Below are 26,933 nucleotides of genomic sequence, written 5' to 3' on the forward strand. Positions count from 1 at the left end.
ATGGCATGGCACGCGGCATGAGCAAGCGCCTCCGCGCCCCCACGTCCGGCAGCAAGACCACCGAACCGCAGCGATCCAACCGATCGCGCGCGGTGGCCGAACTGCTGCCCGAAGTGGGCGGCGTCGCCTTTCGCCGATTCGGCTTCGTCCAGTCCTCGATCGTCAGCCGCTGGTCGGAGATCGTCGGCGAGCGGCTGGCCAGGGCTTCGTCGCCCGAATCGCTGCGCTTCCCCGTCGGCCAGAAACAAGACGGCACGCTGACCCTGACCGTGCGCGGCGCCCATGCGCCGATGATCCAGCATGTGATCCCGGAGATCGTGGAGCGGGTGAACCGATTCTTCGGGTACACCGCCGTCGCGCGCATCCAGATCCGGCAGGGCGAAGTGATCGCCGCATCACCCCGACGCGGCCCGGCGGCGATCCGGCCGGTCGCCGTCCCGATTGAGATGGGTGAGGGGTTGAAGGCGATCGTCGATCCCGAATTGCGTGCCGTCCTCGAATCCCTCGCCGCCGGCGTCGCCGCGACGCGGGGCCTGCCAAAGGTATCCTGATGCGCTTTGTCCTTGGCCTGATCGGCCTGTTGTTCCTGGCCCCGATGCTCACCGCCGCCACGCCGACGCGTGACTGGTCGGCCACCGCGACGATGAAACCCGATGGCGCCTATGTCATCGGCAATCCGGCGGCGCGTGTGAAGCTGATGGAGTGGGCGAGCTATACCTGTTCGCACTGCGCGCATTTCTCGAACGAATCGGCGCCGGTGCTGAAGGGTCAGATGATCCATTCCGGCTCGACCAGTCTGGAGGTCCGGCATCTGGTGCGCGACCCGCTCGATCTGGGTGCCGCAATCCTGACGCGCTGCGCCGGCGCGCGCGGGTTCGCCGGCGCCCATGCGGCGGTGATGGCGGACCAGGATGAGTGGCTGAAAAAGGGTGCGGAATACGCGCAGGCCAACGCCGACAAGCTTCAGGCGATGCCGCAACCGGCCGCGATCCGGCAGCTCGCCGATGCCGCCGGCCTGACCGCGATCGTCAAGGCGCGCGGCCTGTCCGATCCCGCAATCGCAGCGTGTTTCGCGGACAAGGCGGCGACCGACAAGCTGCTGGCGCTCAGCGCCACCGTGCCGGCCGATCTGCAGGGCACGCCCACTTTCTACCTTAACGGCAAGCTCGTCCCCAATGTGGGTTGGACGCAGCTGGAACCGCAATTGCGCGCCGCCGGCGCCCGTTAAAAAGCCAGGAGCCTTCATGAAATACGCCCTCGCCCTCATCGCCCCCGCCTTTGCGCTTGCTGCCTGTTCGGGCAGCGGCGACGGCGGCAACACGACCGCCGCCGCCCCCGTTGCCGCGGTGAAGGCACCCGCCGGCCAAAGCTGGACCGACACGGTGACCAAGACGTCGGAAGGCTATCTGATGGGCAACCCCAATGCCCCGATCAAGCTGGTCGAATATGGCGCACGCACCTGCCCCACGTGCGGCGCCTTCGCGCGCGAGGGATTCCAGCCGCTGACCAACAACTATGTCTCGACCGGCAAGGTCAGCTTCGAATTCCGCGATTATCTGGTCCACGGCGCGCCCGATCTGGTGCTGAGCCTGCTCGGCACCTGCGGCAGCGAGGCGGCGTTCTTCCCGATCCTCGAACAGACCTATGCCAACCAGAGCGCGTTCCTCGACAAGCTGCAGGCGCTGACCCCCGCGCAGCAGGAAGCGTTGCAGGCGCAATCGCCGGTTCAGCAGATCACGGCGCTGGCCGATGCGATGGGCGCGGTCGATTTCATCAAGCAGCGCGGCATTCCCGAGGCACAGGCCCGCCAGTGCCTGACCAGCCAGGCGCGTATCGACGCGATCGCCAAGCCCACCGAAACCGCGACGAAGAACGGCACCGTCACCGGCACGCCGACCTTCATCATCAACGGCAACACGATCGCCAACACGGTGACATGGCCGCAGTTGGAAACCGCACTGAAGAACGCCGGCGCCTGATCGCCGCACCCGTCATGGCGAGCGGCGCTCGCCATGACGATGGCTAGAAACTGAAACTCAGCCCGCCAATCGCGCTGTGATTGCGCACGTTCAGGTCGACGCGGATGTCGCCGGTCGATCCGGTGACACCCATCACCTCGCCGCCGATCCGCCCGGCCACCGCATCGGCGGCGACGCGCGTGTACCGATACTCGCCGAACACCGCGAGATTACGCGTCAGTGGCAGCTTCACGCCACCGCCCGCGCGCAAGCCCCAGTCGCCCGAGATATCCGAATCGGTGACCAGATAGACCGGCCCGGCAAAGGCATAGGGGGCGATCCGCCCCTGCGGCCGCCCCGCCGCCGCACCGATCGGCATGCGCACCATCGCCAGCGCGGCCACCGTGGCGGTCGTCGGCACCGTGATGCGCGGGATATCGACCGCCACCGACCGGCCGGGATCGATCGTGATCTGCTCGCCGAACACCGATTCGTCGAATCGCAGATTGGCAGTCGCACGGATCGTCTGCCGCTTTACGTCGGGATCGAGTGTCGAGGCGTCGAGCGCCAGGCCGATATTGCCGAACCAGTGCCCCAGCCGCACGCCATAGATGGTGGAATTGGTCGGCCGCAGCCGCTCGACCTCGACGCGTAGTTCGGCCGGCACAATCGCGCCGTTGATCCGCGCCTCGTCGGCGGTCAGCGTGGCGCGGGTATTTTCCGGGAACGACCGGCCAGCGAACACGTCGATGAACGTCTCCGCGCTCGCCGGAGTCGCCGCCAACAGGCTCAGCGCCACCAGTCCGATCCGTCGCATCATGGTCTCCCCGTTTTCGATGCGGGCAAAGCGCTTCATGCCGCGCGCCGTCCCCCGGGCATCGATCCATGACCCATTAACCCATGTCACTTGCCCCGCCCCATGGCAGAACGTACATGGAACAGATGGCGCAGCTTGATACCCGGGAGAAGCTGGCAATCCTCGCGGATGCGGCGAAGTACGACGCGTCCTGCGCGTCGTCCGGCACCGCCAAACGCAACAGTCGCGATGGCAAAGGACTGGGCTCGACCGAGGGGATGGGCATCTGCCACGCCTATGCGCCCGACGGTCGCTGCATCTCGCTGTTGAAGATCCTGCTGACCAACAGCTGCATCTTCGACTGCCATTATTGCATCAACCGCAAAAGCTCGAACGTGCGCCGCGCGCGGTTCACGGCGCAGGAGGTGGTGAACCTCACGCTCTCCTTCTATCGCCGCAATTATATCGAGGGGCTGTTCCTGTCGTCGGGGATCATCGGATCTTCCAACTACACCATGGAACAGATGGTCGAAGTCGCCCGAAGCCTGCGCGAGGATCATAATTTCAGGGGCTATATCCATCTTAAGACGATCCCCGATGCCGACCCCGAACTGGTGCATCAGGCGGGCCTCCACGCCGACCGGCTGTCGATCAACGTCGAGCTGCCCACCGCCGGCGGCCTGAAGCGGTTGGCGCCCGAGAAGGACGGTGCCCGCATCGAAGGCGCGATGGCGGCCAACAAGACCGCGATCATTGACAACAAGGACGCGGTGAAACGCTACAAGTCCGCGCCCCGCTTCGCCCCCGCCGGGCAATCGACCCAGATGATCGTCGGCGCGGACGCCGCGACCGATGGCGACATCGTGACGAAGGCATCGACGCTCTACGACCGCTTCGGGCTGCGCCGCGTCTATTACTCGGCGTTCAGCCCGATCCCGGATGCCAGTGCCGTCCTGCCGCTGCAACGCCCGCCGCTGATGCGCGAACATCGGCTGTATCAATCCGACTGGCTGATGCGCTTCTATGAGTTCACGCCGCAGGAGGTTGTCGCCGCCGCCGACGATGCGACGGGAATGTTGCCGCTGGATATGGATCCCAAGATGGCCTGGGCGCTCAAGTTTCGCGGCAGCTTTCCCGTCGATGTGAACCGCGCCCCGCGTGAGTTGCTTTTGCGCGTGCCGGGTCTGGGCGTGAAGGCGGTGAACGGCATCCTCACCAGTCGCCGCTGGCGCAAGCTGCGGCTGGACGATGTTGCCCGGCTGACGGTGTCGATCGCCAAGCTGCGTCCGTTCATCGTGACCGAGGACTGGCGGCCCGTGGTGCTGGCCGACCGCGCGGAGATCAGGCCGATCGTCGCGCCGAAGAAGCAGCAGCTGGAACTGTTCGCGGCCTGACGATGCGCGTCGTCACGTTATCCGAACCCGACGATTTCGACACGTGGCGCGATGCCGCGCGCGGACTGGCGGCCGAACAGGTGCCGCCCGACGATGTGATCTGGCAGGTCGGCGACCAGCCGACCGACTTGTTTGCGGGCGAGGCCAATGGCCGCCCCCCTGCGCCCGCCGCCTCGCCCGGCTTCTCCGTCCCCCGCGCCTTCCTCGACCTCGCGCGTAGCGTCATCCTGTCGAACGAGCCGCAACGTTTCGCGCTGCTCTACACGCTGCTCACCCGATTACGGCTGGAGCGCGGGTTGATGGAGGACCGCGCCGATCCGCTGATGAAGCGGCTCGACGTCATCGCCAAGCATGTCCGCCGCGACATCCACAAGATGCGCGCCTTCCTGCGTTTTCGCGAGGTCGAGGATGGCGGCGACGAGCGCTTCGTCGCCTGGTTTGAGCCGGAACATCACATCGTCCGCGCCAACGCCGCATTCTTCGTCAACCGTTTCGCCATCATGCGCTGGTCGATCTTGACTCCGGAGGTATCGGTCCACTGGGACGGCAAGGCGCTGACCGAAGGGCCCGGCGCGACCAAGGCCGATGCTCCCGACGGCGATCCGGTCGAGGAGGTGTGGAAGACCTATTACGCCAGCATCTTCAACCCCGCCCGCGTGAAGGTGGGCGCGATGTTGAAGGAGATGCCGCGCAAATACTGGAAGAACATGCCCGAAACCGCGCTGGTGCCGCAATTGCTGGCGGGCGCACAGGCACGGGAGGTGCGGATGATCGAAACGGCACGCGCGCAGGACCATCACGGCGGCATCGGCGGCAACAGTCAGATCGCGTGGGAGGCCCTGCGCGAGGAAGCGATGGGCTGCACCCGCTGCCCGCTCTATAAACCCGCGACGCAGACGGTGTTCGGCGAGGGGTCGGTCGATGCGCCGCTGATGTTCGTCGGCGAGCAACCGGGCGATCAGGAGGATTTGGCCGGACGCCCGTTCGTCGGCCCGGCGGGGCAGGTGTTCGACCGCGCGCTGGCCGAGGCGGGCGTCGACCGTTCGCGCGTGTACGTCACCAACGCGGTCAAGCATTTCAAGTTCGAACAGCGCGGCAAGCGCCGCATCCACGACAAGCCGGGCACCGGCGAGATCGACGCCTGCCGCTGGTGGATCGAACAGGAACAGATGCTGGTGAAGCCGCAGGTCACGGTGGCGCTGGGCGCGACGGCGGCGCGGTCGCTGTTCGGCAAGACGATGACGATCGGCCGCGAACGCGGTCGTGAGATGCAGTTGCCCAACGGCGGCGCGGCATGGATCACCGTCCACCCCAGTTACCTCCTTCGCCTGCCCGACAAGGCGCAGGCTGAGGAGGAATATGCGCGCTTCGTCGCGGAATTGCGGATGGCGCACGCGACATTGGCGTGACCGGCTTTCAGTAATCAAGACACGTCGTCATTGCGAGCATAGCGAAGCAACCCAGTGTCCCGCGCGTCGCCCTGGATTGCTTCGCCGCGCTCGCCACGACGAGCATCCACCGTTCTTCATCGACGGTTTATGGTTAGGTTCCGACTGCAACCGGCAAGACGGCGCGGACCAGCGACCAGCCGGCCGGCAGATAGTCGGTCGACATGTAGAAATAGAACGCACAACTGCCGTCGGCGCGGTACGTGCCGCCCTTGACCAGGCCGAAGGCGACGGTGCCGGCAAACACCGGCGCACCGCTGTCACCGTTCTTGCAGGTCGGGCCACCCACGGTGATCCAGGTCGGCAGGCAGGCACCACCACACAGGTCGCCGGCGGGCGCGAAGTCAGTCAGCTCGACCTCCGCACAGCTATATCCGGTCCGCTCGCCGCGATGGCAGACGGTCTCGCCGGCGCGGGTATTGGCGAGCCGCCGCTGGCCGGTGACGGGGCGCATGACCGCCTTGGCGGTGTCCGCGTAGAACAACGGACTAATGGCGCCGGGCGACAGGTTTACCTGCACGTCCTGATACCCCCAGCCCCATTGACCGACCATCGGCATCGGTATCTCCGGCCCGCCCGCCGGATCGACGTAACGGAGCGTATCAGGGCAATGCGCGGCGGTCGCGATGCCCACCCGCGTGCCATCGGTCACCGTGAAGCCCGCCGTGCAGATATAGCGGCGACCATCGACCGGGCTGATCCCGACGACGCGCGCGCCGCCCGCGATGACGGGGTCGGCGATGATAGGGTCGGCCATGTCCAGTTCGGGCCGATCGACGACACGGACGCGAACCGGCACGCCGGTCATCGCCGCGAACCGCGCCTGCAGCGTCGCGGGACCATCGCGATCGGCATCGCGTCGCGACACGAACACCACCAGCTCCCCGGTGCGCGGATCGACGCCGATGCCCGGCGGCGTGGACAGCGCGGCGCGGATGCCGGCCTGATAAGCGCTGATCGCCGCAACCAGTTGCGCATGCGTCGCGGGCAATCCGGGGCGGAAGATCACCGGCACCGTCATCCCGCCCGCCGCCACGATGCGGCTGGGGACAGGATCGGTGCCGGTCAGGCGCACGATCAGGCGGAACGCGGGTTCATGCTCGATCGCGATGCCCACGAAGCGGTCGGCGAATTCGATCGCCAGCGCATCGGCGGTCGCCACGGTCCCGGCCTCCGCGCGCAGACGACGCACGGCATCGTCCAGCGGTACGCCGTGGCGCGCAGCATAGGCGGCGGCATCCTGCGCCATCGCCTCATCCACCGTCTGGACATGCGCGGGTTCGACGATCTGTGCCGAGGCGGGGGATGCGGACAGCCACAGGGCCATCGCCAGAATCGTAAGTCTCAAACCATCCACCGCCGGCTTATGTCAGATCGCCGTAAACCCCGGCTGAACGCGAAGCCTGTCGAGCCGCAATAATGCCGTTCCCCGGCGGAGGCCGGGGTCCAGTCGGGAAGGCCGTGGAAAGTCATCACGACACTTCACCCAACTGGACCCCGGCCTTCGCCGGGGAACAAATCGACTGGCCCGTGCCGCGCGAGAGCGCCGTGACCCCCAGGTCCGACGCCCTTCCCCTCAGCGGCTATATGCCTTGGGCAGATCGCTTTCGCCCGGCGTCAGATACCGATCGCGTAACCGGCGCTGGCGTGAGGACATCGGTTGGGCGCGGCCGTCGATCCACACCGATACCGGCGCCGACGACAGTTCCAGCGGATCGCCGTCCCACAGCACCACGTCCGCGCGGCGACCCGCGCGCAGCGAGCCGATCTCGCCATCCATGCCCATCACCTGTGCCGGCTTCGACGTAATCGTGGCGAACGCCTGACCCCAGTCGAGGCCGGTCGCGCCGGGCACTTTGGCGATCGCGACCAGATTGCCGGCGAACTGCGTCACGCCATGTTCCCCGCCACGGCCGTCGGCTAGTACACCGACGGTGATGCCCGCGCGCGTCATCCGGCCGACGTTCGATTCGGTAGCCGCCAGTTGTTCGAACGACGCGGGCAGGTCGGCGATGGCCGATGCCATCACCGGCACGCGCGCCGCCGCGATCTCTGGCGCGACCATCCATCCCTCGGCCGCCCCCGCGAGGATCAGCTTCAGTGCCGGATAGCGGCGCGGCAGGGTCAGCACCTGCCGGATGTCGCTGGCGCGCTCGACATGCACGACCAGCGGCATCTTGCCGTCGAGGACGGGCAGCAACGCCTCCGCATCCGCCCGCTTCAACAGCGAATCGGTGCTGCGGCCATCGAAGCCGGCCGGGTTGCGGCGGAAATCGGCGGCCTGCGCAAAGGCGTCGAACAACATCGCATAGGCGGCCGGGCGGCTGCCACCGGCGCGATCCGCCCCGCCCTCGCCCAGTTCGACATACTGAAACGCGCGCGGACGGGTGACGGGATCGGGATCGTCGCCCAGATCGATGATCGCCCCCTGCCCGGCGAAGATCGATCCGGCCGCATCGTCGGCGACGATCGCGCGCGTCACGCCACCGGCGCGTTCGTTGCCGATGATGACGCCGTTGGGGTTGATCGCCGTCGACACGTCGAGGCCGGCGTTGAACGGCGAGGTCCGCGCGCGGCTGTCGTTGCTTTCCTGCACCCCGCCGACATCGACGAGGCCAAGGCTGCCGATCCCGGCGACGATGCCCGGCGTCACCCATTTGCCGGTCGCATCGACGATCTGCGCGCCGGCCGGCACCGCGACGCCGCCGCCGGCCGCCACGACGCGACCATCGCGGATCACGACGGTGCCGCCGGGGATCGGTTGCGATCCGTCACCGATCGCGACGGTGCCGCCGGTGATCGCAATGGTCTGAGCCGAAACGGGCGCGGCGATCAGCGCCGCGGCAGCGAGGAGCAGCGCCTTCACTTCACGTCTCCTTCGCCCGGCTGGCCGAGTTCGAAATCGCTCACCGGCCGTCGCTTGGGATCGTTCGCATCATAAAGCAGCGCACCGTCCACCCACACCTTTTCGGGCCGCGAATAGACGCTCAGCGGATTGCCGTTCCACAGCACCACATCGGCCATCTTGCCGGGTTTCAGGCTGCCGGTGCGGTCGGCGATGCCCAGCGCCTTGGCGGGATTGAGCGACAGCCATTCCCACGCCGCCTCGTCCGAAATGGCGATGCCGGCGCGACGACCGGAGGCAAGCGCCTTGGCCACCTCCTGGTTCAGGCGCTGGATGCCGTTTTCGTCATCGGAATGGATCATCGCGCATGCGCCCTCCTTTTGCAGGAGCGCGAGATTCTCGCCGATGCCGTCATAGCTTTCCATCTTGAAGCCGTACCAGTCGGCCCACACCGCCGCGCAGGTGTCGTTCTGCTTCAGCAGGTCGCCGATCTTGTACGCCTCGACCGCGTGGTGAAAGGCCGTGACCTTGTATCCGAACTCCTTGGCCATATCCATAACGACGGCCATCTCGTCGGCGCGGTAGCAATGGTTCTGGACGCGGATCTCACCCGACAACACACCGCGCAGCGTGTCCATCGCGATGTCGCGATCGGGCGGGTCGCCGCCAGTATCTTCATACTTGTCCCATTTGCGCTTGTACGTCACCGCCTTGGCCCAGGTCGCGCGATCGACCGCGACGTTGCCCATCCGGGTGGAGGGCTTGCGGTTCTTGCCGCCGTACACGCGCTTGGGATTTTCGCCGCACGCCATCTTCAGGCCGTATCCGGCGCCGGGGAACTTCATCCCCTGCATCGTGCGGGCATAGACGTTCTTCAGCACGACCGACCGACCACCGAACAGGTTCGCGGAGCCGGGCAGGATCTGGAGCGTGGTGACACCGCCATTGGTCAGCGCGCGGCCGAAACCGGGGTCCTGCGGCCAGATGCTGTGTTCCGCCCAGACATCGGCGGTGACCGGATCGGTCGCCTCGTTGCCGTCGGACAGCGCCTCGACCTGGGGGCTTGGATAGTCGCCCAGATGACTGTGGATATCGATGATGCCGGGCGTCACCCATTTGCCGGTGCCGTCGATCACCGTCGCGCCGGCCGGCGCCTCCAGCGTCTGGCCGACGGCGACGACCTTGCCGTCGGCGAACAGCACCGCGCCGCGTTCGATCCGGCCGCCCTCGCCGTCATAGACGGTGACGTTGCGGACCAGCGTGGGGACGCCGGGATAGGCATGATAGGTCGAGGGGAAGGGATCATGGGCATAACCCTGGTTCCGGCCGGGCGCGGGCGCTTTCGCCGATGCGCTTTTCGGCTTGTCATCCTTGCCGTCGGTGGCGCAGGCGGACAATGCCACCGCCCCGGCCACGGCCGCCACCAATCCCCGCGAAACCCGCCCCGCCATATCGCCCCCTTTTGATTATTCAGGGGAAACCTACGCAGGGCGACGCCCGTCGTCCATGCGTTTCGCGTCAGGTGGTGGGCGTTATCTCGTCGGTGTGGACATCGAAGCGCACCAGTTCGGCGGGGCCGAAGGCCGTCGTCAAGGCGGTGTCGGTGGCGTCGCGGCCCCGCGCCATCAGGATGCGACCGATACGTGCGTGGTTGTGGCGTGCATCGAACGTATGCCAGCCGCCGCCGAGATACACGTCGAACCAGGCGGAGAAATCCATCGGCGCATCCGAGATCGGCACGCCGATATCGCCCAGATAACCGGTGCAATACCGGGCCGGGATGTTCATGCAACGGCACAGCGTGATCGCCAGGTGCGCGAAGTCGCGGCACACGCCCTGCTGTTCCTGATGCGCGTCCCAAGCGGTCTTCGTCGAACGGGCGTGGTGATAGCCGAATTCGACATGGTTGTGCGTGAACTCGACGATCTTGCGCACCCGTTCCCAGCCGGCGGGGACATGGCCGAACAGCGACCATGCCGTCTCCGACAACCGGTCGGTCTCGCAATACCGGCTGCCCAGCAGATAGACGAGGACCTCATCGGGCAGATCCTCGATCGCATGCTGGACCGCATCGGGCGAGGCGGGATCGGGCTGGCCGTCATCCTCGATCGTGAAGTCGCACGACAGGGTGACGCCGCCGGCCGGCACCGTCAGACGGGTGCAGATATTCCCGAACGAATCGACATAATTGTACATCGGGATTTCGGGCGACGCGGTGATGCGATGCGGCGTCCGTAAGTCCTTGTTGCGCGACGGATGCACGCTGAGGAGCGCGAGCATCGGGGTCGGTTTGTCGCAGTTGAAGCTGATATCATAGCCGGCACGGATCAGCATCAGCCTGTTCTCCTCATGTCCGATGCAGCGGCATCGGGATTCGCAATAAGTGTGTGGGCGGCGGTCGCGGCGGCATCGACATGCGCATCGACGCTGACCGTCATGTCGAGGAAACTACCCGGGAAACCGGCCCAAGTCCCCGACACCGGCACCGCCTGATAGATGTCGCGCGCGATGGCGACGCGGATCAGGCCGGTGTTGCCGACGATGCCGTTGGTAGGATCGAACTCCACCCAGCCGGAGCCGGGCAGATAGACACGGACCCAGGCATGCGTGTTGCCGCCGCCGGTGCGATGCTCGCCGATCGTGGGGCTATAGACATATCCCGACACGAAGCGTGCCGCGAAGCCCAGCGCGCGCACCGCCTCGATCATGAACATCGCATAATCGCGGCACGTGCCTTTCATCCGCGACAGCGTCTCGATCGGGCTCTGCGTCCCCTTTTCGGGGCGTGGGACGTAGGTGAACTCGCGCCGGATCGCGGCGGTCATGTCGGCCAGCATGCCCAGCGTATCGGTGGGGCCATGCGCGTTGACGAAACGCCGCGCCCAGCCGTCGATCTGGCGCTGCGGATCGTGGTGCTGGCGTTCGATCGACCGGAGGAGATCGGGCATCTCCTCGGACGAATAGGTGAACGGATAGGAGCGGGCATATTCCTCGATATGCACCTCCTGCAATTCGGCGGGGCTGTGCAGCACACGCACCCGGCTGTCGAAGATCAGCTCCTTCGCGCGCCGGTCGAACGTGGCGATCGCCACCGAATTGCCGAACACGTCCTGCAACCAGCGCACCTCGCTGGGTTCGGGTGAGATCAGCAGCGCGGCATCGAGCAGGTGCTGATCGAAACTCTCGCGCGGACGCACCATGATCCGATGTTCGCCGAACGATACGGGGTGACGATAGGTGTACGTGGTGACATGGGACAGGTTCAGGAATGGCATGGAAAGGACAGGTCCAATGCGTGATTCACCGAACGGACCGCTGCTGACGCCGGACGATCCCCCACCGGTTCAGGTGATTAACCCTTCCGGTGCGTCACGGTTCCTACTTATCGGCGACCATGCCGGCAATATCGTTCCGGATGCGCTCCGATCGCTCGGGTTGTCGGATGACGATCTTGGCCGGCATATCGGCTGGGACATCGGCATCGCCGGGCTGGGCGAGGCGCTGGCGGCGATGCTCGACGCCACGTTCATCCGGCAAACCTATTCGCGGCTGGTGATCGACTGCAACCGCGATCCCGGCGCCGTCGACGCGATGCCGCCGGTGAGCGACGGCACCGTTTTGCCGGGCAACGCCGCCCTCGACGCCGATGACCGCGCCGCGCGGGTTGCGGCGATCCACGCCCCCTATCAAGCAACAATCGCGGCCGAACTGGCGCGGCGCGATGCGGCGGGCATGGTGACCGAACTGGTGTCACTGCACAGCTTCACGCCCACCATGCGCGGCTTCGCGCGGCCATGGCAGATCGGCGTGCTGCACGATCGCGGTAACCTGAGCCTCGCCCACCGTTCGCTTCAGCGGTTGCAGGCGATGGCGGACCTGACGGTCGGCGACAACGAGCCGTACCGGATGGACAGCATCGATTACACCATCCCCCGCCACGCCTATCCCGATCGCCCCTATCTGGAACTGGAGATCAGGCAGGACCTGCTCGCCACGCCCGCCGGCATCGCCGAATGGGCGGATCGGGTCGCGGCGTTGCTGGCGGATTAGCGGCTAATCGGTCGGTGTTGCGAGCAGAGCGAAGGCCGCTACGCTCGCAGCACCGGCATGGATCAGACCGTCAGCGGCCACAGCCGCGCAGCGCCACGCACGCCCGATGAATCGCCCCAGCGCGCCGGCACGATCCGGCCCTTCCAGTTGCGGCCAAACGCATAGGCGTTGATGACGGCAGGCAGCCGGTCATAGATTTCCTCGACGTTCGACATGCCGCCGCCTAGCACGAACACGTCGGGGTCAACGATATTGGCGATCATCGCCATCGAACGTCCCAGCCGGTCGACATAGGCGTCGAGCGTGGCGACCGCGCCGACATCGCCGCGCCGCGCCGCCTGCACGATCGCCGGGCCATCCAGCGTATGGCCGGTGCGGCGGGCATGATCGGCCTGAAAACCGGTGCCGGATACGAACATATCAAGGCAGCCATGCAGCCCGCACCAGCACGCCGGCCCCGGAAATTCGTCCGCCGTCATCCATGGCAGCGGCACATGGCCCCATTCGCCGCCCATGCCGTTCGCGCCCTCGACGATCTGGCCATCGACGACCAGTCCACCGCCGACACCTGTGCCGACGATCACCGCGAACGCCGATTTCGCACCCGCCGCAGCGCCATCGACCGCTTCCGACAGGGCAAGGCAATTGGCGTCGTTGGCGGTGCGGACCTCACGACCCATCACGACCTCGACATCCTCACGAAAGGAACGGCCGTTCAGGAACGTGGCGTTGGCGTTGCGCATCAGGCCGTCACGCGGGCTGATCGATCCGGGCATGCCGATGCCGACGGTACCGGCGGCGCCGGCCTCTGCCTCCACCTTGGCGACCAAATCGCGCAGGTCGCGCAGCGCCTGGTCGTAATCGCCGGGATTGGGGGTGCGAACGCGCGACAGGAAACGGCCGGACGCGTCGAGCGCCGCCGCCTCGATCTTGGTGCCGCCGAAATCGATACCGATCTGGATCATTTCAGTGCGCCGCCCCCGGCCGGACCGCGTCGGCCATCACCACGCGCGCCTTCGCCGCCGCCAGCGCGAAGACGGCGATGATGACGTAACAGACCATCGGCACCACGAACGCCGTCGACCGCGTCGTCGCGTCCGCCACCGCCGCATAGGCGAGCGGCACGACCGCGCCGCCGACGATCGCCATGACCAGCAGGCCCGACGTCGCCGGTGCCGGCGCGCTCGATCGTTCCAGCGTCAGCGTGAAGATCACCGGGAACATGATCGCGTTAAACAACCCGATCGACAGCGCGAGCAGACCGGCGACCGATCCGCTCAACTGCGTCAGGATCAGGCACAACAGCGCCGCCCCCGTCGCCACGATGGTCAGCAGGCGCCCGGCCGGAATCCTCGCGAGCAACGCGGTGCCGGCGAACCGGCCGATCAGCGCCCCCAGCCAGTACAGGCTGACGAGGCTGCCCGCCTCGACCGCGGTGACCGCCAGGATGTTCGGCTGTTCGAGGTAATTGACCATCGCGGTACCGATCGACACCTCTGCCCCGACATACAGGAAGATCGCGCCGGCGCCGAGCAAGGCCCAGCGCGACCCGAACGCCGCCAGCACGCTGCCGCCCGCGACTTGCGGTGCGGCCGCGTCGATCAGATGGCGGGCGCGATACAGCAGGATGGCGAGCACGACGATGATTGCCGCGATCACCGCATAGGCGATGTCGATCTTGCCCAGCGATTCGACGATCTTGGCATCGGTGACGGGGCCACCGTCGAACAATCCACCGCGCAGCAGCGTGTGGGCGGCAAGAAACGGGCCGACGACGGTGCCGACCGAGTTGAATGCCTGGCTCAGGACCAGGCGGAAATGCGACCGTTCAGGCGTACCCAGTACCGCCGACAGCGGATTGGCCGACACCTGCAGCAACGTGATGCCGCTCGCGATCACGAACAGCGCCAGCAATACCAGTGAATATGCGCGCAGGCTGGTGGCCAGCGGCATCAACACGCAACCGACGACCATCACCACCAGCGCAGCGGTGATCGACCGCGACGCGCCCAGCCGCGCGACCACCGCCGCCGCCGGCAACGACACGATGCCATACGCCAGGAAGAACGCGAACTGCGTCAGGAATGCCTGGGTATCGGTCAGCGCGAAGATCGATTTGACCGCCGGCACCAATACGTCGTTGACCGACGTCACCGCCCCCCAGATGAAGAACAGTGCGGTGACATAGGAAAAGGCGAGTTGCCCCCTGCCGCCGTCGCCCGCCTCGGTACTTGCCGATGTCGATGTCAATTGCGTATCCTCCCCCATTCCGGTGGTGCCGGATTGGTATCCTACAGGCCGGTTCACGGTTAAAAAGTCAATTTGAATTATTTGTTCATTGGTTGACCTTGTCTGACAATCCGCGAATAATTGGTCAAGCCACTGTATCCGGTTGTCAGCGCAATCCGGCTTTTTACTAGTCCAGGGAGCGTCGAGCGGTAATGTTGAGCAGGATCGAATCGGGTTCATACGATCCGCTGAGCGCCGATAGCCGGGAAGCGCGCCTGTCACGCAGCCTGTCAGGCACCAACCTGGAACGCGCCGGCGACTATAATCTGCGCACCGTCCTGCAGGCGATCCGGCTGAAACGGTCGACGACGCGGGTCGAGATCGCCCGGATGACCGGCCTGACCGCGCCGACCATCGCCAACATCACCGGCCGGCTGGTCGATATGGGGCTGGTCAGGATCAGCGGCCGCAAACAGGGCGGTCGTGGCCAGCCCGCACTGCAACTGGAGGTCGAGCCGGACGGCGCGTTCGGCATCGGCCTGAACATCGATCGCGATCACCTGACGCTGGTGACACTCGATCTGGCGGGCGCGGTGCGCAGCCGCGTGACGCGCGAGATCGCCTTCGCCCTGCCGCAGGATGTGGTGGCGTTCGTTCAGGACGAACTGGATGCGGCGATCGCCGCGGGCGGCATCGACCGTGCCCGTGTGCTGGGCGTCGGCGTCGCGATCCCCGACGAACTGGGCGCGATCGCCCTGCCCCACCAGCCGGCGGGATACGAGGCGTGGAACGACACCAATCTGTCAACGCTGCTCGGCGATACGCTGGTCTGGCCGATCCATTGCGACAACGATGCGGCATCGGCCGCGCTGGGCGAGGCCGAATATGGTTCCGCCTTCGACAATCCTAGCTTCTTCTACCTGCTCATCAGTGCCGGGCTGGGCGGCGGCGTGGTGATCGACCGCAGCTATCATCGTGGCGCAACCGCGCGGTCGGGCGAGATCGGCCTGATGCCCGATGCCACCGCCGGGACGAAGGGCGCGACGATTCAGGACACCGTCTCCGTCTCCGCGCTGCTTGCCCGGCTGGAGGATGCCGATTGCGACGTGCCGGCGGTCGCCGATCTCGCCGCGGCGACGGGCACGGCCGGCGACGTGGTCGATCGCTGGCTCCTCGATGCGGTCCGGTCGCTGATGCCACCGATGGTGGCGATCAACTGCCTGCTGAACCCCGATGCGGTGCTGATCGGCGGGCGGCTGCCGGTGCCGTTGATCGAGCGGCTGTCCGCCGCCCTGTCCGACGCGCTGCGCGTGCTGAAACTGCCCGCCCGTGCGCACGTGATGCCCGCCGTCATGGCCCAGGATGCGCCGGCGATCGGCGCGGCGATCCTGCCGTTCCTCGACCACCTGTTGCCGTCGGATTCGATCCTGATCCAGGCGGGACGATAACCCGCCCCGCCCGTCTCCCGACCTTCAGCTCTCAGATCAGCGCCTCGATCTTCGTCAGCTCCTCGGCTGTCAGCGGCGGCGCCTGCGTCGCGTCGAGCAACTGGTCGAGCTGTTCGAGCGTCCGCGCGCCGATCAGGGCAGAGGTGACGCGGGCATCGCGCAGCACCCAAGCGACCGCCATCTGCGCCAGGCTCTGCCCCCGCGCAGTCGCGATCGCATCCAGCCCGCGCAGTCGTTCGCGCAGCTCGTCGGTCAGCCGATCCGGCGTCAACGTCCGCGCCTTGGCCAGCCGCGTGCCCGCCGCCGGGGCGCCGTCGCCGAGATATTTGTTCGTCAGCAACCCTTGCGCCAGCGGCGAGAACACGATGCACCCCGCGCCGACCTTCTCCAGCGTATCGAGCAGACCGCCCTCGATAGTGCGCTCCAGCATCGAATAGCGCGGTTGATGGATCAGCAGCGGAATGCGCTCCTCGGCCAGGATTTCCGCCACGCGCGCGGTCGCCTCGGGCGTGTAGTTTGACACGCCGACATACAGCGCCTTGCCCTGCCGATGCAGTTGCGCCAGCGCGCCGCAGGTTTCCTCCAACGGTGTCGTCGCATCCATCCGGTGCGAATAAAAGATGTCGACATAGTCCAGGCCCATGCGCTTCAGGCTTTGCTCGGCGCTGGCGATCACATATTTGCGGCTGCCCGACGGGCCGCCATATGGCCCCGGCCACATGTCGTACCCGGCCTTGGACGAGATGATGAGTTCATCGCGATAGGGGGCGAAGTCCTGCGCCATCCAGCGGCCGAAATTCTCCTCCGCCGACCCATAGGGCGGGCCGTAATTGTTCGCGAGATCGAAATGCGTCACGCCGCGATCGAACGCGCGGCGGAGCAGCGCGCGGCCCGTCTCGAACACGTCCTGCCCGCCGAAATTCTGCCACAGGCCCAGCGAGATCGCCGGCAGGTCCAGCCCGCTGCGCCCACACCGTCGATAGGGCATCCGGTCGTCGTAGCGCGTCGCGTCGGGCTGATAGGGCATCCTCGGTTCCTTCTGTCGGATTTTGAGTGACGGCTAGGAATTGCAGGCCGCGCGGTCAACGCGTAGTAAGCCTGCGGAGAGGTTTTGTATGATATTTGACGCGTCCGAACATCCGCACCGGCGGCGCAACCTGCTGACCGGCGAATGGGTGCTCGTATCGCCCCATCGCGCCAAGCGGCCATGGCAGGGCGAAGAGGCACCGCCGGCGCCCCCGCCGGGCCCCCGCCACGACCCGAACTGCTATCTCTGCCCCGGCAATGTCCGCACCAGCGGCGAGCGCAACCCGGACTATACCGGCACCTTCGTCTTCCCCAATGATTTCGCGGCGATGCGGCCCGACACCCCCGCCCCGCCCAGTGATCCGCTGTTCCCGGCGCAGGAAGCGAGCGGCGAGGCGCGGGTGATCTGCTTCTCCCCCGATCACTCCCGCTCGCTGCCGCAACTGACCGATGCGGAACGCCGCGTGATCGTCGATACCTGGGCGAGCCAGTCCGCAGAGCTGGGCCAACGCTGGGCGCATGTGCAGCTGTTCGAGAACAAGGGCGCGATGATGGGCTGTTCGTCGCCGCATCCGCACGGGCAGGTCTGGGCCGGCGATTTCGTCCCCGCACATGTCGAACGCGAGGATGACGCGCAGCGGGCGTGGCTGGCCGAACACGGCACCGTGCTGCTCGATGCCGTCGCCGAACGCGAGGCGGGTGGCGAGCGCGAGGTCGAGGCGAACGAGCATTGGCTGGCGATCGTGCCATGGTGGGCGGCATGGCCGTTCGAAACGCTCATCATCGCCCGCGATCCCGTCGTCCGCATGGAGGATCTGTCGGACGCCGCCCGCGATGCGCTGGCGCAACTGCTCGGCCGGTTGATGGCGCGGTATGACAATCTGTTTTCGACCAGCTTCCCCTATTCGTTCGGCTGGCACGGCGCGCCGCACGGCACCGCGAACACCGATGGCTGGCGCCTGCACGCGCACGTCTTTCCGCCGCTCCTTCGCTCGGCGACGGTGCGCAAGTTCATGGTCGGCTTCGAGATGCTGGGCGAGCCCCAGCGCGACCTGACGCCCGAACAGGCCGCCCAGCGCCTGCGCGCGGCCAGCCCCTTTCTGGAGACAACAGCGTGACCGATCTGAATACCCGCCTGCTCGACGGTTTCGCCGCGACGTTCGACGGCAAGCCCGACGGCATCGTCCGCGCCCCCGGCCGCGTGAACATCATCGGCGAGCATACCGACTATAACGACGGCTTCGTCCTGCCCTGCGCGATCCCCGTCGAGACGCGGATCGCATGGCGCGCCCGCCCGGACACCACCGTCCGCGTCGTCGCCTGCGAATTCGGCAACGAGATCGACGCGTTCGACCTTTCGCGCCCGGTCGAACACGCCGCCGAGGGTGGTTGGCGCGATTATGTCCGCGCGATGATTGCGACGCTCATCAAGGAAGGCCGCACGCTGAAGGGCGCCGATCTGGCGATCGTCGGCGATATCCCGCGCGGCGCCGGCCTGTCGTCGTCGGCCTCGCTTGAGGTCGCGGTCGGCCATGCGATGCTGGCGGTGCTGGGCGAAACGCCGGACGCGACCAAGATCGCGGTGCAGGCGCAGACCGCCGAGAACGACTTCGTCGGCATGAAGTGCGGCGTGATGGACCAGCTCGCCTCCGCCGCCAGCGTCGCCGACGCCGCGCTGCTGATCGATTGCCGATCGCTGGAGACGCGGGCGATCCCGATCCCCGCCGGCACCGCGATCGTCATCATCCATTCCGGCGTCGTGCGCGGGCTGGTCGAGGGGCATTACAACCGCCGCCGCGCCGAGTGCGAGGAAGCCGCGCGGCTGCTCGGTGTTGCCAAGCTGCGCGATGCCACCGTGGCGATGCTCGACAACCCGGCGCTGACCGGCGACACGCTGGCCCGCGCCCGCCACGTCGTGACCGAGAACGACCGTGTGCTGCTGGCCGGTGAAGCGCTGGCCGGCGACGACCTGCGCGAGATGGGCAAGCTGATGGCCGAAAGCCACGCCTCGATGCGCGACGATTTCCAGGTGACGGTGCCCAAGGTCGACGAACTAGCCGCCACCGCACACGACCTGATCGCGACGCTGTGCGACGGTCAGGGCGGCGCCCGCATGACCGGCGGCGGCTTCGGCGGTGCGGTCGTCGCGCTGATGCCGGTCGACGGTGTCGAGGCGGTCACGGCCGGCATCCGCGAACGCTATCGCACGCCGGCCGGCGACGCGCCGGACATCATGGTGGCGCACGCCGTAGCGGGTGCCGGGCCGGTGGCGGGGTAATATCTGGGCTTTGACCGCCGCTGTTCCCCGGCGAAGGCCGGGGTCCAGTTGGGAAGGCCATCGTAAGCTATCCCAAACGTTCACCCAACTGGACCCCGGCCTCCGCCGGGGAACGGCGCTTGTAGCGACGCGATCGTTTCCCCAATCCGCGCGCACCCTTATCTGACCAAGATGCCCCCCGACTTCTACACCCGTGCCGTCCTCGACCTCGCCCGCGCCCTGATCAGCTGTCACCTGACGGTCGACGGCGTCGGCGGTTTCATCGTCGAGACGGAGGCGTATCATGCCGGCGACGCCGCATCGCACAGCTTCGCCGGGCCGGGACGGCGCAACGCGGCGATGTTCGGGCCATCCGGCCACGCCTATGTCTATCGCAGCTACGGCCTGCACTGGTGCCTGAACATCGTCGGCGGTGAGGAGCCGGGCGCCGCGGTGCTCATCCGCGCGCTGGAGCCGACCGATGGCATCCAGACGATGGCCACGCGGCGCGGCATGACCGATCCACGGCTGTTCTGCGCCGGACCGGGCCGGCTCTGTGCGGCGCTGGACGTTACCGACGTCCTGAACGGCGCGGCCCTCGATACCCCACCCTTTGCCCTCACACCCCGCGTCGAGGACCCGGCCCTCCTGAACGGCCCCCGCATCGGCATCACCAAGGCCGCTGCCGAACCCTGGCGCTTCGGCCTCGCCGGCTCCCGCTTCCTAAGTCGCCCTTTCCGCTAACGTCGCCCACTCAAGCCCCCGCGACACTCCGCGCGATGCCCAGCTCCAGCCCCCGCAGCTCCGCCAGCCCGCGCAGCCGGCCGATCGCCGAATAACCGGGGTTCGTCACCTTGCGCAGGTCGTCGAGCATCTGGTGGCCATGATCCGGCCGCATCGCGATGCGCCGTCCGTCTGCGCGGGCCACGTCGTGCAGCGCCGCGACCACCGCATACATATCCACCGATCCCGACAGATGCTCCGATTCGTGGAATTCGCCGTCGGCGATGCTGCGTGTGTTGCGCAGGTGAACGAAATGGACGCGACCGCCCAGCCGCCGCGCCATGCCGGGCAGGTCGTTGTCGGGCCGCACCCCCAGCGATCCGGTACACAGGCACAGACCGTTCGACGGATTGGGCACCGCCACGAACAGCGCCGCCAGATCGGCCTCGGTACTCACCACGCGGGGCAGGCCGAACAGCGGAAATGGCGGATCGTCGGGATGCACCACCAGCCGGATGCCCAGCCGGTCCGCCTCCGGGCAGATCGCGCGCAGAAAGGCGACATGGTTCGCGCGCAGCCGGTCGGCGTCGATCCCGGCATAGGCGCCGATCGCCTGCAACAGCGCATCGCCGGTGAAACTCTCCTCGCTGCCCGGCAGGCCGGCGGCCACCGTCCGTTCCAGCGCCACCCGCGCCGCCTCATCCATCGCCACGAAACGCGCCGCCGCCGCCTCGATCGTCGCGGTGTCGTAATCGCGCGCGGCGTCCGGCCGCTTCAGGATGTGGAGGTCGTACGCCGCCAGCGCCGCCATTTCGAACCGCAGCGCCCGCGCACCATCCGGCAATTCATAGGCGAGGTCGGTGCGCGTCCAGTCCAGCACCGGCATGAAATTATAGGTGACGATCCGCAAGCCACAGGCGGCCAGATTGGCCAGGCTCTGCCGATACGCATCGACCAGTGCTTCCCAACCGGGGCCTTGCGCCTTGATCGTCTCATGCACCGGCAGGCTCTCGACCACCGACCACACCATGCCCGCCGCCGCGATCTCGGCCTGACGCGCGGCGATCGCCTCGACCGTCCAGACCGCGCCGTTCGGCACCTCGTGCAGGGCGGTGACGACGCCGGTGCAACCGGCTTGACGGATATCCGCCAGGCTGACCGGATCACGCGGACCGAACCAGCGCATCGTCTGTTCCATCATGCCGGGCATCGCCCCGCCCATCGCCGTTGCAGGCACCATCCACTCCCCCGTTTCGCTGTACCGATCCGCACGCGGCATCGGTCAAACCCGCCGCGCGCCGTGGCGATCCCCACACGCGGACCGCGCATCGCCCGACCGTGATGGATTCGGGGCGCGCGGCTGGCAAGGCCAGCGTCGCCGATTTTTCGGACGCCGCCCGGTTTGGGCCGGAAGAAAGAATGAAAATGGTCGGAGCGACAGGCGGCTCAACGCTCAGATATGATCTGAACGGCGCGCGGAAAAGAGGTCCGCCCTGATCGATGCAGCAGCGTGTATGCGCTTCGGCTATCTGTCGTGGCGGCTGATAACTGGATCGCGAAGATCGAACAAATATGAGCGCCCCTCGATCATACCGCTGGTCATGCGATCGACGGCAGCCCGTCGAGATGCTTTTCGAGCGTGATCGGATACTCGCGCACTCGCACGCCGGTCGCGTTGTAGATCGCGTTGGCGACCGCAGGCGCGACCCCGGTCAGACCTAGTTCACCGACGCCTTTGGCCTTTACCGGCGAAATCGTCGGATCTACCTCGTCGATGAAGAAGGCGTCGAGATGCGGGATGTCGGCATGCACCGGCACTTCGTAACCGGCCAGATCGTGGTTCACGAAGAAGCCGAAGCGTTTGTCGATCACCATGTCCTCCATCAGCGCCGCGCCGACGCCCATCACCATCCCGCCGATCACCTGGCTGCGCGCGGTCTTTGCATTGAGGATCCGGCCCGCTGCGCAGACCGCGAGCATGCGGCGCACCCGGACCTCGCCGGTATAGGCGTCGACCGCGACCTCTGCGAAATGCGCCCCGAAGGTCTGCTGCTGGAACTGATCGGCGAGCTTGGCGAACTCCATCAGGTCCTCGACCAAGATCTCGCCGTCCCTGGCCGCATCGGCCAGCTTTACCGAACGATTGCCGCTGCGGACCTGCCCATCAGCGAAATCGACGTCAGCGGTGTTGAAGCCAAGCCGCTGGGCCACGGTTTCGCGCAGCTTCATGCATGCCGCATAGACGCCCGCCGTCACTGACGGCGCGCCCTGCTGACCACCCGATCCCGGTGTTTCCGGAAAAGTGGAATCGCCGAGCTTGACGACGATGCGGTCGGGCGTGACGCCCATCATCTCGGCCGCGGTCTGTTGGATGACGGTGTAGCTGCCGGTGCCGATATCCGTCATGTCGGTCTCGATCGTCACCACGCCGCGCCGATCCAGCCGCGCCCGCGCGCCGGCCTTGGCGATCTTGCCGCCGCGGATCGCGCCCGCCATCCCCATGCCGATCAGCCATTGTCCTTCGCGGACCGCACCGCGCTTGCTCTGGCGCTTGTCCCAGCCGAAGCGTTCCGCGCCCTCCCGCAGGCAACGGACGAACGCTCGGGTCGAGAACGGCTTGTCGGGATTTTCGGGATCGACCTGCGTGTCATTCACGACGCGAAGCTCGATGGGGTCCATCTTCAGCTTTTCCGCCAACTCGTCCATCGCGACCTCCAGCGCCATGAGCCCCGGCGCTTCGCCCGGCGCGCGCATCGCATTGCCCTCGGCCAGGTCGAGCTTCGCCAGCCGCATCCGCGTCAACCGGTTCGCGCCAGCATACAGCGTCCGTGTCGAGGTGACGGTCGGCTCTGTCCGCCCACCAACCAGATTACCCGACAGGCTGTCATGACCGATCGCGGTCAGCCGGCCGTCATGGCCTGCCCCGAGTCTCACGCGCTGGATCGTCTTTGGCCGGTGGATCGTGGTGTTGAACATGATCGGACGCTGCAGCGCGATCTTCACCGGGCGCTTCACCACCCGCGCGGCGATCGCCGCCAGCGCCAAGTCGATCTGCACGGTCCCCTTCCCGCCAAAGCCGCCGCCGATGTAAGGTGAGATCAGGTGGACGTTCTGCTTCGGGATACCCAGGATCAGCCCGAGGTCGCGCGTCCCCCAGTTCATCTGCTGGATCGACGTCCAGCACGTCACGCGGTCACCATCCCATTTCGCGATCGAAGCATGCGGCTCCATCATCGCATGAGCCTGGTCGGGTACCGTATATGTCTCATCGACCTTGACCGGCGCGGCGGCGAACGCCTTGGCAAAGTCGCCGACCTGCTTTTCGTTGGGGCCGCCAAACTCGCCCTCCGGCGGGACCGGCGCGCTGGCGTTCTGCGCTGCCAGATCGAAACGCCCGGTGGTGCGTTGGTAGTCGATCCGCACCAGCGCCGCAGCCGCGCGAGCCTGTTCAAAGGTTTCCGCAACGACGACCGCGACCGGCTGATGATAATGGTCGACGTCCGGCGCGGCGAGCATCTTCTGGACGTAGAACTTGCCGACCCCGGGTGTGCCAGCATTGAGGTATGTGACGACCCCGACCACGCCGGGCGCGCGTTCGGCATCGTGCGTATCGATCGTCGTGATCCGGCCCTTGGCGATCGCGGCGCCCACGATGTAGCCATAGGCAAAACCGGGCGCGACATCCTGCCATTCATAGGCATAGGTCGCCGTGCCGGTGGTTTTCAGATGCCCCTCGTAACGATCGAGTGGCTTGCCGAGCACCTTCATCCGATCGGTGGGATTGGCGCCTGCTGGTGTGTCGAAAATCATGGCTTCACCTCTGCAATCACTGCCGCGAGGGTACGCGTCGCGAGTGGGATCTTGAATGCATCGTCGTCGGTCGGCCGTGCGTCAGCGCGTAGGACGTTTCACTCACCGCCATGGCGACCTTGTACGTCGTCACAGTCGTTACAGGTTTAGCAGCCTTGGCCGTTTCACCCATGAGCGACAATACCGCAGCGGTGGTGGCGCTGGTCATGATCGTTGAACGCTTTCAGGCGGCGTCGGTTACCTGAACGTTGCTTGATGAAGCCATGAATGCAGTTCAGCATCATCCGATGCCTATCAACCGTACAAACCTGACTGATCTGGCTTTTTTCTAGCGATCGCGCGGTATCGTCATTTCCATCTGGCTGGTTTCGAGCTTGGCGTGTCCGCTTCCGCGGTCAGTCATGCACTGAAGAGTTTCGAGGATCGCGCCGGCGTCCGCTTGGTCAAGATGCCGGATTGGGCGGGTGGTATCATGACGAGTCCATGCAATGATATAAATATATAAGGATATCTTTATATCACCGTTGACAGCGCCGGACTGATGGTGTTGAACGGCGATGTCGAGGTTCCTCATCCCAGGCATGGCGATGGGGCTAAGACGGGAAGCCGGTGGTGCTCTTCGGGGCAGAGTCCGGCGCTGCCCCCGCAACTGTAAGCGGCGAGCGGCGGTTCCATTTTGTGTCACTGGGTTCCCGCAAGGAGCCTGGGAAGGCCGGAGCCGCCGCATTGACCCGTAAGCCAGGAGACCTGCCTATCGACGGTATAACGTTCCTCGGACGGGGGTTCCTCCGGTGGATCGCGCTTGATGCGACGGTCTGTGGCTTGACGCCGTTCGGGCCTGTCCGCGCCTTGCGTGCTTTCGCCTGGCCCTCCGCCCGCAACGCCTGGGTGGGTCATGACGAATAGCGGGTTCACATTTTCGATCAGCAATATCCCGTTCGACGAGGATTATCGGCCGGCTGACAACACGCGCTTCACCACCAACTTCGCCAATCTGGCGCGCGGAGAAAGCCGCAGGGAAAATCTGCGCAACACACTGGTGATGATCGACCATCGTTTCAACGCGTTGATGCACTGGGACAATTCCCGGGGTGATCGCTATACGCTGGAGTTGAGGATTGTCTCGGCCGCTCTCACGCTCGGTGACGACGCAGACGACGAAGCGTTCCCGCTGATCGAGATCCTGCACACCACCGTCATCGACAGGAATAGCGGCGAGCGGTCCGATGGCATGATCGGCAACAACTTCTCATCCTATGTGCGCGACTACGACTTCAGCGTTGTCCTGCCCGATCACCGCAAGGCCGGGGGTGGCGGCGCACCGGAGGGCTTTGGCGACCTGCACGGCAATCTCTTCAAGCACTTCCTGGGTTCTAGCGCTTACCGCGCCAATTTTCGCAAACCCCCGGTCATCTGCCTGAGCGTATCGAGCAATGAGGTCTATCACCGGATCGCCAACATCCATCCGATCCTTGGCGTTGAGTACAGGAACGACAAGTTCTCACCAACCGACCAGTATTTCGCGAAGATGGGCATGAAGGTGCGCTATTTCATGCCGCCGCACAGCGTCGCGCCATTCGCCTTCTACCACATCGGCGATCTGGTCAGCGATTATACCAACCTTGAACTCGCCAGCACCATCGCCACGATGGAGACCTTCCAGAAGATCTATCGGCCTGAGATCTACAACGCGAACTCCGTGGCGGCAGAGCATTATCAGCCAAGCCTGAAGTACCAGGACTATTCACTGACCCGCATCGTCTATGATCGCGAGGAGCGCAGCCGGCTCGCCGCCGATCAGGGCAAATTCGCCGAAGAGCATTTTATCAAGCCGCACCGTGCCGCGCTTCAGCACTGGTCCGCGACCTGCGGCCTCTGATCTCCAAGCATATTTAGGTATTTCCCATGAAGACATTGTTGCCGACGACGACCGCGGGCAGCCTGCCCAAGCCATCCTGGCTAGCCCAGCCCGAAACCCTGTGGTCGCCGTGGAAGCTGCAGGGCGGGGAACTGATCGCCGGCAAGCAAGACGCGCTGCGCCTCGCGGTCGACGATCAGCGGCAGGCGGGCATCGACATCCTGGGCGACGGGGAACAGACGCGCCAGCATTTCGTCACGACGTTCATCGAACATCTCGACGGTGTCGATTTCGAGAAGCGCCAGACGATGCGCATCCGCAATCGCTATGACGCCAGCGTGCCGACGGTCGTCGGGGCGGTATCCCGACCGAGGTCGGTGTTCGTCGACGACGCCCGTTTCCTGCGCGCCCAGACCGACCAGCCGATCAAGTGGACCCTGCCGGGTCCGATAACGATGATCGATACCCTGTACGACGCGCATTATCGAAGCCGGGAGAAGCTGGCCTGGGAGTTCGCCCGCATCCTCAACGAGGAAGCACGGGAACTGGAAGCGGTCGGCGTCGACATCATCCAGTTCGATGAGCCCGCGTTCAACGTCTTCTTCGACGAGGCGAACGACTGGGGCATCGCCGCATTGGAGCGTGCGGCCGAAGGGCTGAAGGCCGAAACCGCCGTCCACATCTGCTATGGCTATGGCATCAAAGCGAACACCGACTGGAAGAAGACGCTCGGCTCCGAATGGCGGCAGTATGAGGAAACCTTCCCCAACCTCCAGAAGTCGACGATCGATATCATCTCGCTCGAATGTCAGAACTCGCGTGTACCGATGGATCTCATCGAACTGGTCCGCGGCAAGAAGGTGATGGTCGGTGCCATCGACGTCGCGATCGACACCGTCGAGACGCCGGAGCAGGTTGCCGACACGCTGCGTAAAGCATTGCGCTTCGTCGACGCTGACAAGCTCTACCCTGCCACCAACTGCGGCATGGCGCCGCTGTCGCGCGATGTCGCATGGGGCAAGCTAAAGGCGCTGAGTGCTGGCGCCGAAATCGTTCGACGAGAGATCCTCGATGACCATTGCTGACGCAAT

The 26,933-nt window shown here is 66.1% G+C and carries 24 protein-coding genes and 1 riboswitch; of the genes, 13 read left to right on the plus strand and 11 right to left on the minus strand.

The window, feature by feature from the left end; genetic code table 11:
• The first annotated feature begins 17 nt into the window (after positions 1-17).
• From ASG67_RS15275 to ASG67_RS15285, 3 genes are read left to right on the plus strand one after another with little or no spacing between them, the layout of a single operon-like run.
• Positions 18-551: a DUF721 domain-containing protein gene (locus ASG67_RS15275; protein WP_235535241.1), complete on the plus strand. Its 534-nt coding sequence runs from the start codon at positions 18-20 to the stop codon at positions 549-551.
• Entirely contained in the window at positions 551-1,228 is a 678-nt protein-coding gene (locus tag ASG67_RS15280) for a DsbA family protein (RefSeq protein WP_056531853.1), read from the plus strand. Before ASG67_RS15275 ends, ASG67_RS15280 begins: the two co-directional genes overlap by 1 nt.
• Positions 1,229-1,244: 16 nt before the next feature.
• The gene (locus ASG67_RS15285) at positions 1,245-1,979 is read left to right on the plus strand and encodes a thioredoxin domain-containing protein (RefSeq protein WP_056531855.1); all 735 of its coding nucleotides are present in this window, start codon (positions 1,245-1,247) and stop codon (positions 1,977-1,979) included.
• Positions 1,980-2,022: 43 nt separating this feature from the next.
• On the opposite strand, the gene ASG67_RS15290 is transcribed toward ASG67_RS15285, so the two are convergent.
• Positions 2,023-2,814 carry an outer membrane protein gene (locus ASG67_RS15290; RefSeq protein ID WP_056531857.1) on the minus strand — a complete coding sequence of 264 codons (792 nt, stop codon included), beginning with the start codon at positions 2,812-2,814 and terminating at the stop codon, positions 2,023-2,025.
• Between the two features lie 86 nt (positions 2,815-2,900).
• On the opposite strand from ASG67_RS15290, the gene ASG67_RS15295 reads away from it, so the two are divergent.
• Together ASG67_RS15295 and ASG67_RS15300 are read left to right on the plus strand one after the other, a co-directional pair.
• The gene (locus ASG67_RS15295; RefSeq protein ID WP_056531991.1) at positions 2,901-4,148 is read left to right on the plus strand and encodes a putative DNA modification/repair radical SAM protein; all 1,248 of its coding nucleotides are present in this window, start codon (positions 2,901-2,903) and stop codon (positions 4,146-4,148) included.
• Positions 4,149-4,150: 2 nt separating this feature from the next.
• Entirely contained in the window at positions 4,151-5,557 is a 1,407-nt protein-coding gene (locus ASG67_RS15300) for a UdgX family uracil-DNA binding protein (RefSeq protein WP_056531859.1), read from the plus strand.
• 133 nt (positions 5,558-5,690) lie between these two features.
• Here the strand turns inward: ASG67_RS15300 and ASG67_RS15305 are convergent, their stop codons facing one another.
• From ASG67_RS15305 to ASG67_RS15325, 5 genes are all read right to left on the minus strand, one after another.
• A complete protein-coding gene (locus ASG67_RS15305) occupies positions 5,691-6,923 on the minus strand; it encodes a hypothetical protein (RefSeq protein WP_056531861.1) in 1,233 nt (410 codons plus the stop codon).
• 249 nt (positions 6,924-7,172) lie between these two features.
• On the minus strand, positions 7,173-8,462 hold the full coding sequence (locus tag ASG67_RS15310; RefSeq protein ID WP_056531863.1) for an amidohydrolase family protein: 1,290 nt from the start codon (positions 8,460-8,462) through the stop codon (positions 7,173-7,175).
• Entirely contained in the window at positions 8,459-9,892 is a 1,434-nt protein-coding gene (locus ASG67_RS15315; RefSeq protein ID WP_056531866.1) for an amidohydrolase, read from the minus strand. Before ASG67_RS15315 ends, ASG67_RS15310 begins: the two co-directional genes overlap by 4 nt.
• Before the next feature lie 67 nt (positions 9,893-9,959).
• Positions 9,960-10,775, minus strand: coding sequence for a transglutaminase-like domain-containing protein (locus ASG67_RS15320; RefSeq protein WP_056531867.1), 816 nt, complete (start codon positions 10,773-10,775; stop codon positions 9,960-9,962).
• Positions 10,775-11,716, minus strand: a complete 942-nt coding sequence (locus ASG67_RS15325; RefSeq protein ID WP_056531869.1) for a transglutaminase family protein — start codon at positions 11,714-11,716, stop codon at positions 10,775-10,777. The genes ASG67_RS15320 and ASG67_RS15325 overlap by 1 nt, the downstream gene beginning before the upstream one ends.
• Before the next feature lie 16 nt (positions 11,717-11,732).
• On the opposite strand from ASG67_RS15325, the gene ASG67_RS15330 reads away from it, so the two are divergent.
• On the plus strand, positions 11,733-12,491 hold the full coding sequence (locus ASG67_RS15330; protein WP_056531871.1) for an N-formylglutamate amidohydrolase: 759 nt from the start codon (positions 11,733-11,735) through the stop codon (positions 12,489-12,491).
• Between the two features lie 62 nt (positions 12,492-12,553).
• On the opposite strand, the gene ASG67_RS15335 is transcribed toward ASG67_RS15330, so the two are convergent.
• The gene (locus ASG67_RS15335) at positions 12,554-13,456 is read right to left on the minus strand and encodes an ROK family protein (RefSeq protein ID WP_056531873.1); all 903 of its coding nucleotides are present in this window, start codon (positions 13,454-13,456) and stop codon (positions 12,554-12,556) included.
• 1 nt (position 13,457) lies between these two features.
• Complete coding sequence (locus tag ASG67_RS15340; protein WP_056531993.1) at positions 13,458-14,741, minus strand: sugar MFS transporter; 1,284 nt, start codon at positions 14,739-14,741, stop codon at positions 13,458-13,460.
• 191 nt (positions 14,742-14,932) lie between these two features.
• Here ASG67_RS15340 and ASG67_RS15345 point away from each other — a divergent pair, with 191 nt between their 5' ends.
• A complete protein-coding gene (locus tag ASG67_RS15345; RefSeq protein ID WP_056531875.1) occupies positions 14,933-16,168 on the plus strand; it encodes an ROK family transcriptional regulator in 1,236 nt (411 codons plus the stop codon).
• 31 nt (positions 16,169-16,199) lie between these two features.
• Here the strand turns inward: ASG67_RS15345 and ASG67_RS15350 are convergent, their stop codons facing one another.
• Positions 16,200-17,195 (minus strand): aldo/keto reductase, encoded by a 996-nt coding sequence (locus ASG67_RS15350; RefSeq protein ID WP_056531877.1) that lies wholly within the window; start codon positions 17,193-17,195, stop codon positions 16,200-16,202.
• A gap of 88 nt (positions 17,196-17,283) precedes the next feature.
• Here ASG67_RS15350 and ASG67_RS15355 point away from each other — a divergent pair, with 88 nt between their 5' ends.
• From ASG67_RS15355 to ASG67_RS15365, 3 genes are all read left to right on the plus strand, one after another.
• On the plus strand, positions 17,284-18,312 hold the full coding sequence (locus tag ASG67_RS15355; protein ID WP_056531879.1) for a UDP-glucose--hexose-1-phosphate uridylyltransferase: 1,029 nt from the start codon (positions 17,284-17,286) through the stop codon (positions 18,310-18,312).
• The gene (gene galK / locus ASG67_RS15360) at positions 18,309-19,472 is read left to right on the plus strand and encodes a galactokinase (protein ID WP_156460852.1); all 1,164 of its coding nucleotides are present in this window, start codon (positions 18,309-18,311) and stop codon (positions 19,470-19,472) included. The genes ASG67_RS15355 and galK overlap by 4 nt, the downstream gene beginning before the upstream one ends.
• A gap of 171 nt (positions 19,473-19,643) precedes the next feature.
• Positions 19,644-20,195, plus strand: a complete 552-nt coding sequence (locus ASG67_RS15365; protein ID WP_056531881.1) for a DNA-3-methyladenine glycosylase — start codon at positions 19,644-19,646, stop codon at positions 20,193-20,195.
• Positions 20,196-20,205: 10 nt separating this feature from the next.
• Here ASG67_RS15365 and uxuA read toward each other — a convergent pair whose 3' ends face one another.
• On the minus strand, positions 20,206-21,414 hold the full coding sequence (gene uxuA, locus ASG67_RS15370) for a mannonate dehydratase (RefSeq protein WP_235535242.1): 1,209 nt from the start codon (positions 21,412-21,414) through the stop codon (positions 20,206-20,208).
• A gap of 359 nt (positions 21,415-21,773) precedes the next feature.
• The gene (gene paoC / locus ASG67_RS15375; protein WP_056531883.1) at positions 21,774-23,984 is read right to left on the minus strand and encodes an aldehyde oxidoreductase molybdenum-binding subunit PaoC; all 2,211 of its coding nucleotides are present in this window, start codon (positions 23,982-23,984) and stop codon (positions 21,774-21,776) included.
• Positions 23,985-24,363: 379 nt separating this feature from the next.
• Between paoC and ASG67_RS19605 the strand changes: the two genes are divergently transcribed.
• The 3 genes from ASG67_RS19605 to ASG67_RS15390 all read left to right on the plus strand — a co-directional run bounded on the left by ASG67_RS19605 (position 24,364) and on the right by ASG67_RS15390 (position 26,927).
• Positions 24,364-24,489, plus strand: a complete 126-nt coding sequence (locus tag ASG67_RS19605) for a LysR family transcriptional regulator (RefSeq protein ID WP_235535243.1) — start codon at positions 24,364-24,366, stop codon at positions 24,487-24,489.
• Positions 24,490-24,530: 41 nt separating this feature from the next.
• Positions 24,531-24,754: riboswitch (cobalamin riboswitch) on the plus strand.
• A 125-nt stretch (positions 24,755-24,879) separates the two neighbouring features.
• On the plus strand, positions 24,880-25,863 hold the full coding sequence (locus ASG67_RS15385) for a putative oxygenase MesX (protein ID WP_056531887.1): 984 nt from the start codon (positions 24,880-24,882) through the stop codon (positions 25,861-25,863).
• A 26-nt stretch (positions 25,864-25,889) separates the two neighbouring features.
• Complete coding sequence (locus tag ASG67_RS15390) at positions 25,890-26,927, plus strand: methionine synthase (protein WP_056531889.1); 1,038 nt, start codon at positions 25,890-25,892, stop codon at positions 26,925-26,927.
• The last annotated feature ends 6 nt before the right edge of the window (positions 26,928-26,933 follow it).

It is taken from the genome of Sphingomonas sp. Leaf339 (genome assembly GCF_001426195.1).
Lineage (GTDB): Bacteria > Pseudomonadota > Alphaproteobacteria > Sphingomonadales > Sphingomonadaceae > Sphingomonas.

Coding starts and splice junctions, on each gene's coding strand:
- ASG67_RS15275 (WP_235535241.1), top strand. CDS start 18: ATGAGCAAGCGCCTCCGCGCCCCCACGTCCGGCAGCAAGACCACCGAA.
- ASG67_RS15280 (WP_056531853.1), top strand. CDS start 551: ATGCGCTTTGTCCTTGGCCTGATCGGCCTGTTGTTCCTGGCCCCGATG.
- ASG67_RS15285 (WP_056531855.1), top strand. CDS start 1,245: ATGAAATACGCCCTCGCCCTCATCGCCCCCGCCTTTGCGCTTGCTGCC.
- ASG67_RS15290 (WP_056531857.1), bottom strand. CDS start 2,814: ATGAAGCGCTTTGCCCGCATCGAAAACGGGGAGACCATGATGCGACGG.
- ASG67_RS15295 (WP_056531991.1), top strand. CDS start 2,901: ATGGCGCAGCTTGATACCCGGGAGAAGCTGGCAATCCTCGCGGATGCG.
- ASG67_RS15300 (WP_056531859.1), top strand. CDS start 4,151: ATGCGCGTCGTCACGTTATCCGAACCCGACGATTTCGACACGTGGCGC.
- ASG67_RS15305 (WP_056531861.1), bottom strand. CDS start 6,923: ATGGCCCTGTGGCTGTCCGCATCCCCCGCCTCGGCACAGATCGTCGAA.
- ASG67_RS15315 (WP_056531866.1), bottom strand. CDS start 9,892: ATGGCGGGGCGGGTTTCGCGGGGATTGGTGGCGGCCGTGGCCGGGGCG.
- ASG67_RS15320 (WP_056531867.1), bottom strand. CDS start 10,775: ATGCTGATCCGTGCCGGCTATGATATCAGCTTCAACTGCGACAAACCG.
- ASG67_RS15325 (WP_056531869.1), bottom strand. CDS start 11,716: ATGCCATTCCTGAACCTGTCCCATGTCACCACGTACACCTATCGTCAC.
- ASG67_RS15330 (WP_056531871.1), top strand. CDS start 11,733: ATGCGTGATTCACCGAACGGACCGCTGCTGACGCCGGACGATCCCCCA.
- ASG67_RS15335 (WP_056531873.1), bottom strand. CDS start 13,456: ATGATCCAGATCGGTATCGATTTCGGCGGCACCAAGATCGAGGCGGCG.
- ASG67_RS15345 (WP_056531875.1), top strand. CDS start 14,933: ATGTTGAGCAGGATCGAATCGGGTTCATACGATCCGCTGAGCGCCGAT.
- ASG67_RS15350 (WP_056531877.1), bottom strand. CDS start 17,195: ATGCCCTATCAGCCCGACGCGACGCGCTACGACGACCGGATGCCCTAT.
- ASG67_RS15355 (WP_056531879.1), top strand. CDS start 17,284: ATGATATTTGACGCGTCCGAACATCCGCACCGGCGGCGCAACCTGCTG.
- ASG67_RS15365 (WP_056531881.1), top strand. CDS start 19,644: ATGCCCCCCGACTTCTACACCCGTGCCGTCCTCGACCTCGCCCGCGCC.
- uxuA (WP_235535242.1), bottom strand. CDS start 21,414: ATGGTGCCTGCAACGGCGATGGGCGGGGCGATGCCCGGCATGATGGAA.
- paoC (WP_056531883.1), bottom strand. CDS start 23,984: ATGATTTTCGACACACCAGCAGGCGCCAATCCCACCGATCGGATGAAG.
- ASG67_RS15385 (WP_056531887.1), top strand. CDS start 24,880: ATGACGAATAGCGGGTTCACATTTTCGATCAGCAATATCCCGTTCGAC.
- ASG67_RS15390 (WP_056531889.1), top strand. CDS start 25,890: ATGAAGACATTGTTGCCGACGACGACCGCGGGCAGCCTGCCCAAGCCA.